We start from the raw sequence: 13169 nt of genomic DNA on the forward strand, positions 1-13169 counted from the left end.
CCTAGAAGGCGCGGTTGAGTCCGTCGGTCGGGGACGCGGGGATCGGCGGGGTGGTGGGCAGCGGCTCGAAGCCGAGCGGTCCGGCGTGGTTGATCGGGAAGCTCGTCGGCATGGTGCCGGTGGCGCGGCCGTAGGCGCACGCCGTGGCGGCCGCCGCAGCCGCCACGGCCAGTTCCCCGGCGCCGCCGGGCTGCCCGGTGGTCGTCGGCATGACGACGATCTCCAGCTCGGGCGGGGCGTTCCATTGCCGGGTGTAGAAGTAGTTGTCCCAACTGCCTTCCAGGAAGTGCCCGTCGTCGAGATGGAGGCCGGAGCTGAGGGTGATCGCGATGCCGTCCATGACGCCGCCCATCATCTGTGCCTGCAGACCCTGCGGGTTGACCGCCAGGCCCACGTCGACGGCGCACACGACCTTGGTGACCCGGGGACCGGTGTAGGCGTCAGGGACCTTGCGGCCGGTCGTCTGCGGACGGCAGTCGATCTCGGCGAGAACGGCGACGCAGGCGTGGTACTCGGGATGCAGCGCGATGCCCTGCGCCGTGCCGGCTGGCATGCTCCGGCCCCAGTTCCCGACGTCGGCCACCTTGTCGAGGACGGCCCGCACCCGTTCGTCCTTCACGAACTCACGGCGGAACCGGTACGGGTCCTTGCCCATCTGCGAGGCCAGCTCGTCCACGACCAGCTCCTGCGCACAGCGCACGTTGGGCGAGTAGATGTTCCGCATGGAGCCGGTGTTGAAGCCCTTGTCGGTCTCGCTGAGCAACTGGGTGACGACGCCGAAGTTGTACGGCGTCTGCTGGCTGAGGGCGAAGATCGTCTCGGAGAAGGTCAGATCGCCGACCGGCAGCCGCGCGGCCTCGGAGGTGATGATCTCGCCCACGCCGTGGCCGAAGTCGGTGGCGACGGAGGTGTGCCGCTGGTCGTACGTGAGCACCTGGCCGAGCGCATAGGTGGCGCGCACCCGCGAGGTGGCCATCGGGTGGGTACGGCCCTGCCGGAAGTCGTCGGTGCGGTGCCACATCAGCTTGACCGGCTTACCCATCGCCTTCGAGACCTCGGCGGCCTCGGCGGCGGCGTCGTGGAAGAGCTTCCGCCCGAAGGAGCCGCCGCCCTCGGTGACATGGACCGTCACCGCCGAGACGGGCAGCCCCAGCTTCAGCGCGATCTGCTCCTGGGCGACGATCGGGGACTTCATGCTCCCCCAGATCTCGGCCGAGTCCTCCCGTACGTCGGCGATGGCGCAGTTGGTCTCCAACGCGCTGTTGCTCGCGAAGTGGAAGGTGAATCGGGCGTCGACCGACTTGGTCAGCAAGTCCAACGCCGGAAGCGGCAGTTCGGCCCTTCTCAGCTCGTCGCGGATCGTGGTGTCGGAGACGCCCTCGGCACTTCCCGGCCCCCAGGAGACCTTCAGCGCGCGCACGGCGTCGATGCACTGGCCGAAGGTACGGCCGCGGACGGCGACCCCGGTGGAGACGGTCACGACATCCGTGATGCCGGGCATGGCCCGCACGTCGGCGAGGTTTTCCACCGAGCGCACGGTGCCGTTGATCGTCGGCGGTCGGCACACCATCGTCGGCAGGGCGTCGGGGACGTGCAGGTCCATGGCGTACTTCTTGCGTCCGGTCACCGCTTCGATCGCGTCGACACGCCCCTGGGCGGTGCCGATGACCTTGAACTCCGCCGTCTCCTTGAGCCCTACCGAGACCCGGTCAGTCGTCACCGCTGCTGCCTTCTCGGCCAGTTCACCATAGGTGAGGCTGCGGCCGGTGGCCGAGGAGGTGATGACACCGGCCTTCGCCGTCAGGGTGTCCAGGGCCTCGCCGAGTTCCAGGGAGGCCGCCTTCAGCAGCCGGCCACGGGCCACGGCGGCGGCGACGCGGATCGGCGTGAAGGTCGAGATCGTGGTGTTGGAGCCTCCGGTGAGCTGGTTGAACAGCAGCTCCGGCCGCGCGTCCGCGAGCGTGACCCGGATCCGGTCCAGCGGCAGGTCCAGCTCCTCGGCGATCAGCATGGCACTGGACGTCGTGATGCCCTGCCCGACCTCCGCCCGGGGCAGCGCGAAGGAGGCCGTGCCGTCGGTGTCGATCCGGATCGTGATCAGGTTGGCCGTCGGCAGCGTCGCATGGGTGAGCATGTCGTTGAGGTCGTAGATCTCCGCCGGACCTGGCACGGACGGGACGACGGCCGCCGCCTCGTCCGGCGCGAGCACCGCCTCACCGAGTTCGGCGGCCACGGTCAGCGTCGAGGCGGCCAGCACATAACCGAGGAACCTCCGCCGCCCCAACCCGACCGCCGCGGGTTCTTGCCCCCGTCTCGCAGAGGGGATTTCCATGTCCGTCAACTGTCCTCCCAGCGGCGCGCACTGACCGCTTCGACCGCGGTCCCTTGCGGTGCTTCCCGTCCCTGTACCCGCTTGAGGATCTCCCTGGTCGCGATCACCGGCAAGACCTGCGGAGCACCTCATTCGCCCCGATGACGACGCGGTCGCAGGTCTCACGTGATGTCCTTCGATCCGCCACGTCTTGTGCACACGCCCATGGGTGCGGCCTCGGTGCGAACACGCCGCCGGTGATCCCACCGTGCACCACGGGTTACGGCCCCAGGCAGGCGCCGTGGGAAGGCGAGGCTGCGCCGCCGAAGTCGCCCCGGGCTCCACCGCGCGTCCGACCACGCAGCCGGGGGCCGGCGACCGGGTCGTCGAACTGGTCGGCCGCCCCCTGACCGAGGTCTGCCGGCTCGCGGAGGAGTTCATCGGTGAGATCCTCGGGGGTGAGCACGGGGACGCCGAGAGCTCTCCGCGCGGCCGGGACCAGCTCCGGTCCGTGGTGCGCGATGACTTGGCCACGATGTTCACGGCGCCGCACGGCGGCCCACGACGCTGGGGCGCCCAGCGCCGCCGGGCGGCTCAAGGCGGAACAGGGCATCCGGTCGGTCGCCCTCCGGTGACGCCTACCGACGGGCCGGCCGCTTCATCTGGGTCCGGCTGCTCACCACCGCCGTCGACCGGGACGGCACCGTCCAACCGCCGCACACGGCCTCGGTCATGTGAGCGGCCGTCGATGACTATTCCGGCGTGGCTGCCGACGCCTGCCGGCCACCGTCGAGGAGCCGTCGCGTCGCGACGCCGGAACCGACGACGCCGGCGCCTCACGCAACAGACGCCGATGCACCCCGTATCCCTTGGACAGCGCCGGCTGCGCACCGCTGTTGCCGGCTGTCCCGGCGGAGCCTGGTCAGACGGCCGAGCCGGGGGCAACGGTGTCCCGGTTCGTGGACCCCGCCTCTCGGTGAACGACCGCGCCACGAAGTGTGAAACCCGGCGTATGGGTCAGGATGGGGCCATGCCAGAAGCCTTCACCACCCGCATGCTGCACATCTCCACCGGCTCCCGGGAACGCGTCGTCGACCTCACCGGCGACTGCGAGGACTTCCTGCGGGAGGCCGCGGACGGCCGCGACGGCCTGCTCAATCTCTTCGTCCCGCACGCAACCGCCGGAATCGCCGTCATCGAGACGGGCGCCGGCAGCGACGACGACCTCCTCGCCGCCCTGCACACCCTGCTTCCGGCCGACGACCGCTGGCAGCACCGGCACGGCAGCGCAGGCCACGGCCGCGACCACGTCCTGCCGGCCATCGTCCCGCCCCACGCCACGCTCCCCGTCATCGGTGGCCGCCTGGAGCTGGGCACCTGGCAGTCGGTGTGCCTGGTCGATACGAACAGGGACAACCCCGAGCGTCAGGTACGGCTGAGCTTCTTCGGCTAGGGATTCGCTTCGGTGGACTGGATCGGTGAGGTCCGGCCCCGCCCAACGACCGTGGCCGGCCAGGACTCCGTGTCCGCGGCTGTGCGTCGATGTCGTCACGCAGCCGGACACTCACGCCGGGGCCGGCGTAGCTCCGGGCTGGCTTGACATCCGTGGTGCGGCTGCCGCCATGAATGCCGGCTAAGACCGCGCCGGCCGGGCCCCGGCTGGTCATGTGATCGTCGTTCCCGGGCGCGGATGCTGCGCCTCATCCCACGACGGTGGCAGGTCGGGGCCGCGATGGTTGGGGTGAAGGTGGTTGAGCCCCCCGGGGAGAGGGCGGGTGCCGGCCCGGGCAGGTGGCCGGCAAGGGCCTGGGACTGCCGGCTCGGCCCCGGGCATAGGTAAGCGTCGTCTTTGCGACCGGTTGGGCGCGTTGCCGGTGGCGGTGATCTGGTGGCCGAGGCGCGCAGTTGGTGGCGGCAGTGGCAGCACCGCCGCCGCGGGCACCCTCCTCGCGCTGCATCACCTCGCCTACTACGAAGCGGTCGACCGCCTGCCGCCCGGCGCAGCCACGCCCCTGGAGGTCCTCGGCCCCTTCGTCATCGCCCTGTGCGGCTCAGGGCGCGCCTCCGACCTGTTGTGGGCAAGCCTCGCTGCAACCGGTGTCGTCCTGCTCAGCCACTCAGGCACCGCCCTGGACGCTGGCGGGGCCGTCTGTGCCGCCGTCGCGGGGTGTTGCCGGGGCGGGTACATCCTGGTGGGCAAGCGGCTGGCCGAGCGCTTCCCGGACAGCCGAGGCCTCGCCCTGGCCGTTGCCTGGGGCGCCCTGCTGAGCCTGCCGTACGGCGTTGTGCAGGCCGGTACCCGCCTCCTTGCACCGGGAACGCCGGCCCTCGCCGCAGGCGTCGCGGTTCTCTCCAGCGTCTTGCCCGGCACCTGCCACCTGGAAGCCCTGCGCCGCCTCCCTCCCCGCGTGGTCGGCGTGCTCACCAACCTGGAACCGGTCGTCGGCGCTCTGATCGGCCTGACCCTTTTGGGTCGGCACGGCCGGGGAAGCGCCTGCTTGAACGTACCCACGGGTACGCGTGGTAGCTTTTGTATACAAACTGTATGCGAGATCTGGGGGTTACCGTGGCGTCCGGTCGGGAGAAGGCGTACGCGTATCTCAAGGACACAGTGCTGACGGATCCCGAGATGCAGGGGGTCTTCCTCTCGGAGCAGGACCTCGCCGACCGCATCGGTGTCTCCCGCACGCCGATCCGGGAGGCGCTGCTACAGCTCGCGGCCGAGGAACTGGTCGAGCTCGTGCCCAAGCGGGGAGCCCGGGTGGCACCGCTGACAGGGCGGGAGATCCGCGAGCTGATGGAGCTACGGGGAATCGTCGAGCGGTACGCCGCCCATCGGCTCGTCTCTGTCAACGGAGCGCAGGTGACGCAGCTGCGGTCCCTGCTCGAACGGCAGCGCGAACTCGCCGGAGTCGCCGACGCCCGGGAATTCATCGCCGTGGATCACCAATTCCACGCGGCACTGGTGTCCGCCGTCGGCAACGCCCTCCTGGACCGGCACTACGACGGCTTGCGAAGCCGCCAGGTCCGTGCCGGAGTGGTAGCCCTCTTCAACCAGCACGGACGCCAGGACGCCGTGCTGGAGGAACACGAGGCCATCCTGGACGCCCTCGCCGCCGGTGACGCGGAGGCCGCGTGTGCTGCCATCGATCACCATCTGCAGTCGACACTCAAGGTACTGCTGGCGGGCTAGGTGTTCTGTCCGGCGAGGTTGTGGACAGGTGATCCGGGTCTCGGCTGTCGGATCTTGAAACGGGTGAGGGCCTTCTGGCGCGGTGTGGAATGCGACGTCCGCGCCTACGGCAGGAAGGACCTCGTGGTCCACCGATGGACCCCCGACCGAGACCGGCCGGCTGCGCCTGGCCCGCTGCGTCGTCGACGACAACTGGCCCCTGCGGCGGGCCGCGGAACGCTTGCAGGTCTCGCCACTCGACCGGCATGTGGTGGAACGGCCGGCCCCCGTGCGAAGCGGATCCGACCCTGCCACAGGACCACCTCAGTGGCGCCGGGCCGGACCATTTCGGGGCGGCTCCGACATGGGTCATGGGCCTTCCTCTGGCCTCACGGGGCCGGCGCTGTCCCCTTGACCGCTTCGGTCACTGCCGGCCGAGCTGGGGATAGGTGATCACCAGCATGGTCACACCGTCCTGCGAGGTCCAGGGACCGTGCGGCATCCCGGGCGGGCGGCACGCGTACATGCCGGCAGTGAAGGTCTGGCCGAGCGTCAGGTCGTGCAGTGCTCCCTCGAAGAGGTAGACCTCCTCCCAGAAGTCGTGGCGGGCCACACCCTGCGTTGACGTGTCGGTGCCTGGCGCCCAGCGGACCAGCGTCGTACGGCATCCGCGCTCGGGGTCATGGGCCAGGACCCGCTCCTCCACGCCGGGGGCGGCGCCGACCGGGGTGGTCCACGGTCCGTCGGGGAGGTGGAACTCCAGCTCGGGCTTGCTCACCGCCACACCCCCGGTCGCCGGTTGGCCAGCACGGAGGTCTTCTGCCGGACCTCGGCGACCTCGTCGACGTCCAGGTCGGCCACCAGCAGCTCGGGCTCGGCGCCCAGCGCGTGCCGGACCGTTCCGTCCGGCCCGGCGACGCGGCTGTGCCCGATGCCTGTCGGCGCGGAGGCCGGTTCGCTGCCGGGGGCGGCCTGGTCGACGGCAGCGATCCATAGAGTGGCGTCCAGCGCGCGGGCCCTCACCAGCAGCTCCCACTGCTGGAGCTTGCCGGGCCCGGCGCCCCAGGAGGCGGCCAGTAGCGTGGCGACGGCTCCGGCGTCGGCGTGGGCCCGGAACATTTCCGGGAAGCGGACGTCGTAGCAGGTGGCGAGGCCCAGCCGTACGCCGTCAACGTTGATGACCCTCGGGGCCGTGCCTGCGGCGACGGTGTCGGACTCGCGGTACCCGAACGCGTCGTAGAGGTGGATCTTGTCGTAGGACGCCTCGACCTCGGGGCCGGTGGCCAGCAGTGTGTTGGCGACCCTGCCCTCGGGAGCCGGGGTGAACATGCCGGCCACGACGACCGTGCCGGTGGTCCGGGCGATGCGCCGCACCTCGTCGGCCCAGGGACCGTCCAGCGGCTCGGCGAGCGGTGCCAGCGGGGTGCCGAAGCAGGCCATCGACGCCTCCGGGAAGACGACGACGCGGGCTCCGGAGTCCGCGGCGCGCTGCGTCCATTCCTCGATGAGCCGGAGGTTCTTGTCGGGGTCGGGGCCGGTGGTGAGCTGGCTCAGAGCGATCCGCATGGCGCGGTTCCTCCTCGGAAGTATTGGAGATCTGGACAGGGTCAACGGGTCCGGGCCGCGTCGGCCGTGGCCGGCGCCTTCGGCTGGGCGAGGCGGGTGTCCTCGTCGACGGCGGCCTCGGGGCCGCGTCCCAGGCAGACCCCGGTGAGGGAGACGGCCGAGGCCAGACCGATGTACGCGGCCAGCGGAACCCAGCTGTCGTAGGCGCTGAGCAGGCTGGTGAAGAGCAGTGGTGCGACGGCCCCGCCGATGATCCCGGCCAGTGTGTAGGCCAGGGAGGAGCCGGTGTAGCGCAGCCGGGGCGAGAACTGTTCGGCGATGAAGGCGGCCTGTGGGCCGTACAGGCAGCAGTGGATCACGAGTCCCACGACGACGCCGGTGGTGAGCAGCACCCAGGTGCCCCCGTGGATCATCGGGAAGAAGACGAAGGGCCACACACCGGCTGCCACCGCGGCGCAGCCGTACAGCAGGCGGCGGTCGACCCGGTCGGAGAGGGCGCCGGCGAGCGGCATGAGAAAGACCTGGAGCGCGGAGCCGGTGAGGACGGCCGCGAGGGCAGAGCCGCGCGACATGCCGAGCTTTTCGGTGGCGTAGGTCAGGACGAACACCGTGAACATGGCGTAGAGCACGTCGGGGCCGACGCGGCAAAGGATCGCGGCCAGCAGGGCTCGCGGCTGGGTGGTCAGGACCTCGCGGACCGGCGCCTCGGGGCGGGAGTGCTCGGCCCGCATCGCCTGGAACACCGGGGTCTCCTCGAGCTTCGCCCGGATCCACAGCCCGAACCCGACGAGCACCCCGGAGAGCAGAAAGGCGACGCGCCAGCCCCACGACTCGAACTGCGCGTCGGTCAGCAACGCGCCGAGGGCGGCCAGGACGCCATTGGCCAGCAGGTTGCCGGCGGGCGGCCCGACCTGCGCGGCGGACGCGTAGAAGCCGCGGCGGCGCGGGTCCCCGAACTCACTGGACAGCAGGACGGCGCCGCCCCACTCACCGCCGACACCGACGCCCTGGGCGAAGCGCAGCGCGACCAGAGCGATCGGAGCGGCCACACCGGCCGTCGAGTACGCGGGCAGGACGCCGATCAGGAAGGTGGCCGTACCGATGATGATCAGCGTGGCCATCAGCACTTTCTTGCGGCCTATCACATCACCGAGGCGCCCGAAGACCATCCCGCCCAGCGGACGCGACACGTAGCCGACCGCGTAGGTGGAGAAGGCCAGGAGCGTGCCGGTGAGCGGGTCCTCCGAGGGGAAGAACAGCTTGCCGAAGACCAGGGCGGCTGCGGCGGAGTAGACGGCGAAGTCGTACCACTCCAGGGCCGTGCCGGTCAGGCTCGCGACGAAGGCCCGGCCGACGTCGGCGCGCCTGTCGGACGCCTGCTCGTCGTCCTGCGAGGTGTCGTGCATGGTTCCCATCCTTGCTCGGGGACATCGACCTTCCGGCATACTTCTTGTATACAGGTCGTATGCGCAAGCCCTGCGCCAGAACTTGACCGCGGAGAGATCCCCCGTGGTCCATCATCCGATCTCTAGGAGTGTCTTCATGGCCGTGCTGACCTTTGAGCTGCCCGACGGCTCGACGCGCGAGGTCGACGTCATCCAGGTCCTCAACGCCGGCTATGCCGGGCGCAGCCAGAAGGATGTCGCCGCGCACGTCGCGGAACTCGCCGAGCTGGGCGTCCCAGGCCCCTCCGTGACGCCGGCCCTCTACCCCGTGTCTGCCTACCTCGCCCAGCAGACCGACCGGGTCCAGGCGCAGCACGCGCGCACCTCCGGCGAGGCGGAGTGGGCACTGGTGGTGGCGGACGGCGGAGAGCTGCTGCTCACGGCTGCCTGCGATCACACCGACCGGGACCTGGAGGTGCACGGCGTGGCCTGGAGCAAGAACGCCGGTCCCGACGTCCTGGCACGCCGTGCCTGGCGCCTGGCCGACGTGGAGTCCCGCATCGATGAACTCACCCTTACCGCCTGGGTCGCCCAGGGCGACACCAGGACCGAGATTCAGCACGGCACTCTCGCCGAACTCCTCGCACCCGCCTACTGGGTGGAGGTTCTGCGCTCACGAGGCGCACTCACCCCCGGCACGGTCCTGATCTCGGGCACCATTCCCATGGCTCCCGGTGTCGACCAGTTCGCTGATGGCTGGAGCGTGGAACTGGGCGACCCCGTCACCGGGGACAGCATCAGCCTCGATTACGTGGTCCAGCCGATGCCGGCACCCATCGGCTGACGCGACGGCCTGCCTGCGGGCCGGCGGACGAGGCCTGTCCTGCGGATGCGGCGAGTGCGGGCACCGGAGTGTCCAGCGGCGGGATGGGTGACTTCTGCGGAGCAAGCCCAAGCGGATCGCAGGAGACGGGAGGACGGTCCACATACCCGACAGGGTTGGCTGCGGGGGCGAGACCGAGGGGGTCCAGGCTGACGTACTGGCCTACTTCGGGGTCGTAATGCCTGAGGTAGTTGTAGTTGAGGCCCGTCTCGGAGTCGAAATACTGCCCCGGAAAACGGAGCGGCGTGTAGGCCTGACTCCGAACCGGCCAGGACAGTTTTCCCCAGTTCGTGGCCTGGGCCTGCCAGGCGATTTCTCCGGACTCGTCGATCAGTTCGCAGGGAGACCCCGAAAGATCGGAAACGATGGCGAAGAAACGAGCGTCGATCTCGTCCTGCGACGCCGTGGCCATGGTCCTGCGCTCGCTCTGAGCAACCGCTTCGGCGCCATGGAGATGCCACGTCAGGGTCCCCGAGTCACTCGTCTCCCCCCACCTGGTCGTCTGCTCGCACAGCGAGACGCCGTCCCAGGCGAAGTCCACGTGCTCCAGCACGTCGACGCCGTTCTCCGCCATGCGCTGCTTGCCGATGCGCCGGCCCAGGGCGTCGTACTGGTACCGCCACACCGTGCCGTCAGGAGTGATGACCTGCGCGAGCCGTCGTCTGGAGCCCCGACGGCCTCTGGGTGGGCGCCCGGGACCACAGAGACGTGCTGCTGTGGCGGACGGCGGACAGGCAGCGGTCGGCGCCATTTCGGGTGACTGCAAGTGTCAACCTGGTGCAAGTGGCAACCTGGCGCTGGGACCGGGCCGGTGACAATCGGCTGCGGCCACCACGTCCATGGAACTGCGCGTCGTTCATCTCAACGAGTCCAGTCGGCCCAGGGGGACGGTGCGGGAGTGGGACGGCCACGTCGGTTCGACCGGTGCGGTGTCCTGGTCACCCGACGGCCGGCACCTGGGCACCGGCGGGGGTACGACGACTACGGGCTGCTGTGGGATTCGGCGACCGGACTGCCTCGCTGCGTGCCAGAAGGCGACGGAACGGCGGTGTGGGTCGTGGCCTTGTCGACGGACGGAAGTCGTCTGGTCGCCGCCGCGATGGGGGGCTCCGCCTTCCTGTGGGTCACCGCATTGGAGGCCCAAGCGTGATGGCTGAGTGTGAACAACCTCTTGTCGTCTTGCTTCTCCCCACCCCGCGACGACCGCGTCCTACTCGGTGGATCGGCCAGCGTCTACGTGTGCGGCACCCCCGCGGGGTCACCTGATCGAGCGCGTCGGTCCGGGCTGTCAGCTGCTGGCCAGGCCCCAGCAGTAACTGATGGTGCGCCAGTCGAAGCCGGTTGCCGAAACGAGGCAGTCCGCTGCGGCGTACGCGTAATGGGAGACGTCGTCGACCGGATCGGTGCGGTGGGGCAGTCCGCTCAAGGCCGAGCCCGCGCCGTACCCTGTGGCTTGCGGGCAGCGCAGCAACATCCAGGGTCAGTTCGAAGAGAACGGGAACAACGTGGAGTGCGCAAGGATCAGTCTCCGAAGGAGTCAGGCCGGCCGGGGGGCACACGGTGATCGGCGTTCCTTGCACTCCTGGAAGGCCTCGGGCGAGCGGTCGACGCCACACCGGCAGCCGCTGCCGGCCTGAACGACTGGGCGTTCGGCCCGCCTGCCGTGTCCCCCTAAGCTCACGCCACAGCAGGTGAAGGACCAGAGCAGGACGGAGTGACCATGGGCGGTCTCACTGAGGCGAACCTGAAGAGTCTGTCCGGTGTCCGTTCCTTCGAGCGGGGGCTCGGATACCTCGACGCGGTGTCCGGGGTCGAGATCGGTGACGGCTGGGTCACGGCCACCGTCCACGGTACGGAACGGTACGAGGTTGAGCTGACCCTGCACGGGCCTGGCGGGCTGTCCGGCGAGTGCGACTGCCCCTACGGCCTGGAGGGCAACTTCTGCAAGCACCTGGTCGCCCTGGGCCTGACCGTGCTCGCCCAGCGCGAGAGTCTGCCGCGACAGCGCAAGGCGGCCCAAGACCGCGTCCAGGACCTCGACGCCTGGCTGTCCGCCCTGTCCAAGGACGAGTTGCTCGCTCTGCTGCGGGAACAGATCGCTGACGACCGGCAGTTGCGGCGCCGTCTGGAGCTGCGGGCCGCGTGTGCGCGCGATGACCTCGCCGGGGTCCGGGCCCGCATCCACGAACTGCTCGACATCGGCCCGTTCGCGCGGTGCGGGTGCGTCGAGTACGCCGATGCACGCGCCTACGCCGACCAGGCCGGGCAGGCGGTGTCCGCGATCGGCGCGCTCACCCGCTCGGGACGGGCCGCCGACGCGATCACCCTGGCACGAAGTGCGATGAAGCTGCTGGCCGAGGCGGTGGAGAGTGTCGACGACTCCGACGGATGGCTCGGACAGGTCGGTTCCGCCCTCGCCGACGCCCATCTGGACGCCTGCCGCACGGAGCGCCCCGCCCCGGAGGGGCTCGCCCGGTGGCTGGTCGGTCACGTGCTCGGCGACCTCGACGACCTCACCGGCGTCGATCCACTCGACTACGAGGACGTCCTCGGTGAACGGGGGATGAGTGCCCTTCGGAAGCTGGCGATCGAGGCATGGCGGTGCAATCGCACCGGCTGGGCCGAGAAAGACCTGATGGAACGTCTGGCCAAGGCAGGCGGCGACATCGACACGATCATCGCCGTGCACGCGGCCGATCTCGCACCCAACGGCCACACGCACCTGGTCGTCGCACGTGAACTGGACAACGCCCGGCGCCCCGACGAGGCCCTGCGCTGGGCGGAACGCGGAATGCTGGAAGCCGGGGACCTCAGCATCGTCGACACCGCCCTTGTCGACTACCTCTGCGACCGCTATGCCCAGGCGGGACGGCTGTCCGATGCCGTTGCCGTGCGGCGTGACCACTTCGGGGCCCGCTGCTCGCTGCTCGCGTACCAGCAACTGCGCGCCGCCGCGCGCGCCGCCGACTGCTGGTCGACGGTGCGGGAGGGAGCGCTGGCCGTGCTGCGTGCCGAAGCGGGGCGGCGGCACGTGGGCTGGTACGGCGGACAGGTCCTGGTCGACGTGCTGCTCGACGACAAGGACGTCGACGCCGCCTGGCGTACGGCTACCGAAACCGGCGCCGACGACAGGCAGTGGCTCACCCTCGCCGACCAGGGGCGCGCCACCCGCCCCGCCGACTCGCTCGGCGTCTACCTGCGCCTGGCCGAGTCGCTGACCAAGCAGACCGGCAACGCTGTGTACGAGCAGCTGGTAGGCCTGCTGCAGAGCATCCGCGACTGCCATCGCCGCCTGGGCACCCCGGACGAGTTCACTGCGTACGTCACCGCCCTGCGCACCACCCAGAAGCGCAAGCGGAACCTGATGCGCCTGATGGACGAACACGATCTGTGAGCGGGACGGCGCCGCAGCGGTTGGCGCGGCGCCCCGTGCCGTGGTGAGCACGATGTGCGCGGTCTCGCGTCGCGCGCGCGACGCCTTCGCAGGTCGGGGGCCGCAATCCAAGCAGGAAAGCGCCGCCGTCTACGAGGACGCCCCGCTGTTCGCCTCCGAGGCGAATCCAGGCTGCGGTCCCTCGATCCGACAGGGCGTCGGCCCGATGTCCACGCTTCGGAGCAAGTGGCTCGGCAACCAGAGGTCCATGGGCGACCGAGTCCATGCGCCACGCCATGCCACGCGAGCCGCCCGGGGCGATGCGCTGGCCTTGGACCACGAGACCATGCTCAGCCACGTCAAGGTGCGATCCCGTTCACCCACCACTTCCGGCAGATCGACCCGGCGACCGGAGCACTGACGGGCGCGATCTCCGACGAGCAGGCACGCCGTGTCGGGCACCTCATCACCACTGCCGG

The 13169-nt window shown here is 70.3% G+C and carries 11 protein-coding genes and 1 pseudogene; 5 read left to right on the forward strand and 7 right to left on the reverse strand.

Annotated features, from left to right (window positions below):
• Position 1: 1 nt before the first annotated feature.
• Complete coding sequence (locus AB0L59_RS15585) at positions 2–2332, reverse strand: molybdopterin cofactor-binding domain-containing protein (RefSeq protein WP_365583159.1); 2331 nt, start codon at positions 2330–2332, stop codon at positions 2–4.
• Positions 2333–3341: 1009 nt separating this feature from the next.
• Between AB0L59_RS15585 and AB0L59_RS15590 the strand changes: the two genes are divergently transcribed.
• From AB0L59_RS15590 to AB0L59_RS15600, 3 genes are all read left to right on the forward strand, one after another.
• Positions 3342–3764 (forward strand): YjbQ family protein, encoded by a 423-nt coding sequence (locus tag AB0L59_RS15590; RefSeq protein ID WP_365583161.1) that lies wholly within the window; start codon positions 3342–3344, stop codon positions 3762–3764.
• 421 nt (positions 3765–4185) lie between these two features.
• Positions 4186–4929 carry an EamA family transporter gene (locus AB0L59_RS15595; protein ID WP_365583165.1) on the forward strand — a complete coding sequence of 248 codons (744 nt, stop codon included), beginning with the start codon at positions 4186–4188 and terminating at the stop codon, positions 4927–4929.
• Positions 4878–5504 (forward strand): GntR family transcriptional regulator, encoded by a 627-nt coding sequence (locus AB0L59_RS15600; protein ID WP_365583167.1) that lies wholly within the window; start codon positions 4878–4880, stop codon positions 5502–5504. The genes AB0L59_RS15595 and AB0L59_RS15600 overlap by 52 nt, the downstream gene beginning before the upstream one ends.
• A gap of 403 nt (positions 5505–5907) precedes the next feature.
• Here the strand turns inward: AB0L59_RS15600 and AB0L59_RS15605 are convergent, their stop codons facing one another.
• From AB0L59_RS15605 to AB0L59_RS15615, 3 genes are read right to left on the reverse strand one after another with little or no spacing between them, the layout of a single operon-like run.
• Positions 5908–6261: a cupin domain-containing protein gene (locus tag AB0L59_RS15605; RefSeq protein WP_365583169.1), complete on the reverse strand. Its 354-nt coding sequence runs from the start codon at positions 6259–6261 to the stop codon at positions 5908–5910.
• Positions 6258–7049, reverse strand: coding sequence for a carbon-nitrogen hydrolase family protein (locus AB0L59_RS15610; RefSeq protein WP_365583172.1), 792 nt, complete (start codon positions 7047–7049; stop codon positions 6258–6260). Before AB0L59_RS15610 ends, AB0L59_RS15605 begins: the two co-directional genes overlap by 4 nt.
• A gap of 41 nt (positions 7050–7090) precedes the next feature.
• On the reverse strand, positions 7091–8455 hold the full coding sequence (locus AB0L59_RS15615; RefSeq protein WP_365583174.1) for an MFS transporter: 1365 nt from the start codon (positions 8453–8455) through the stop codon (positions 7091–7093).
• 136 nt (positions 8456–8591) lie between these two features.
• Between AB0L59_RS15615 and AB0L59_RS15620 the strand changes: the two genes are divergently transcribed.
• Positions 8592–9278, forward strand: coding sequence for a DUF2848 domain-containing protein (locus tag AB0L59_RS15620; protein ID WP_365583177.1), 687 nt, complete (start codon positions 8592–8594; stop codon positions 9276–9278).
• Here the strand turns inward: AB0L59_RS15620 and AB0L59_RS15625 are convergent.
• The 3 genes and pseudogenes from AB0L59_RS15625 to AB0L59_RS15635 all read right to left on the reverse strand — a co-directional run bounded on the left by AB0L59_RS15625 (position 9232) and on the right by AB0L59_RS15635 (position 10743).
• A complete protein-coding gene (locus AB0L59_RS15625) occupies positions 9232–9891 on the reverse strand; it encodes an RHS repeat-associated core domain-containing protein (RefSeq protein WP_365583571.1) in 660 nt (219 codons plus the stop codon). The genes AB0L59_RS15620 and AB0L59_RS15625 overlap by 47 nt on opposite strands.
• 18 nt (positions 9892–9909) lie before the next feature.
• Positions 9910–10068, reverse strand: a pseudogene (locus AB0L59_RS15630) (RHS repeat domain-containing protein); the annotation flags it as partial.
• A 537-nt stretch (positions 10069–10605) separates the two neighbouring features.
• Positions 10606–10743: a hypothetical protein gene (locus AB0L59_RS15635; RefSeq protein WP_365583179.1), complete on the reverse strand. Its 138-nt coding sequence runs from the start codon at positions 10741–10743 to the stop codon at positions 10606–10608.
• 294 nt (positions 10744–11037) lie between these two features.
• Between AB0L59_RS15635 and AB0L59_RS15640 the strand changes: the two genes are divergently transcribed.
• Positions 11038–12711, forward strand: a complete 1674-nt coding sequence (locus AB0L59_RS15640) for a hypothetical protein (protein ID WP_365583182.1) — start codon at positions 11038–11040, stop codon at positions 12709–12711.
• The last annotated feature ends 458 nt before the right edge of the window (positions 12712–13169 follow it).

Source organism: Streptomyces sp. NPDC052109, assembly GCF_040680195.1.
Classification (GTDB): Bacteria; Actinomycetota; Actinomycetes; order Streptomycetales; family Streptomycetaceae; genus Streptomyces.